The sequence below is a fragment of the Romboutsia sp. 13368 genome, from assembly GCF_018336475.1.
Taxonomy (GTDB): Bacteria; Bacillota; Clostridia; order Peptostreptococcales; family Peptostreptococcaceae; genus Romboutsia.
Map to the genome: position 1 here is coordinate 11,757 of NZ_CP048741.1, position 380 is coordinate 12,136.

At 24.8% G+C, this 380-nt stretch carries 1 protein-coding gene; it reads left to right on the forward strand.

Features of this window, described 5'->3' with window-relative positions:
* A partial coding sequence (locus G3997_RS00065; protein ID WP_296646098.1) for an HD domain-containing protein occupies nucleotides 1-380 on the forward strand: 380 nt, incomplete at both ends.

The following is a 380-nucleotide window of genomic DNA, read 5'->3' on the forward strand; positions in this document are numbered from 1 at the left end:
CTAGGTATTTTTATACATGATATAGGGAAGCCAGATGCTAAAACTGTTGATGAAAATGTAAGAGTCCATTTTAGGGGTCATGAAAAAGTTGGAGCAKAAATAGCATTAGAGTTAGGTAAAAGTATAGGTTTAAGCAAAGAGTCAATAGATACATTATTTAAATATGTTAGATATCATATGATATTATTAGTACTTTATAAGAATAATAATTTAAATAAAGAAAATATGTTTAAATTATTTGATGAAATAGGTGAAGATATAATAGGAATAATAATTTTAGGTTATGCAGATATTGTAGCAACTCGTAAATTATTAGATCCTACAGAACCTTCTGAAATTATAAAAATGTATATGGAATTTATTTTAACTAACTATGAGTA